This window comes from Streptomyces sp. SM1 (assembly GCF_002910825.1).
Classification (GTDB): domain Bacteria; phylum Actinomycetota; class Actinomycetes; order Streptomycetales; family Streptomycetaceae; genus Streptomyces; species Streptomyces okerensis.
In genome coordinates, this window is record NZ_NEUB01000432.1 from 1 (window position 1) to 336 (window position 336).

The following is a 336-nucleotide window of genomic DNA, read 5'->3' on the forward strand; positions in this document are numbered from 1 at the left end:
CCGGCGGTGTCGGCCAGGCAGTCCTGGATCATGGCGGTGAGCGCGCCGTCGGGTCCGAGTTCCAGGTAGGCGGTGACGCCCTCGCGCTGCAGCCGGCGGATGCCGTCCTGGAACCGTACGGTGCCGCGCACGTGCTCCACCCAGTAGTCGGGAGAGCCGAACTGCTCGGCGGTGACCGGTTCGCCGGTCAGGTCGGAGAGGACGGGGACGGTGGCCGCGGCCGGCACGATGCGGGCGGCGACCTCGTGGAACCCGTCGAGCATCGGCTCCATCAAGGGCGAGTGGAAGGCGTGCGAGACCCGCAGCCGGCGGGTCTTGCGGCCGAGCGCGGCGAGC

Annotated in this window: 1 protein-coding gene; it reads right to left on the reverse strand. The window is 73.2% G+C overall.

Annotated features, from left to right (window positions below; all coding sequences use genetic code 11):
• A partial coding sequence (locus B9S61_RS10705) for an acyltransferase domain-containing protein (protein ID WP_146064785.1) occupies positions 1 to 336 on the reverse strand: 336 nt, incomplete at both ends.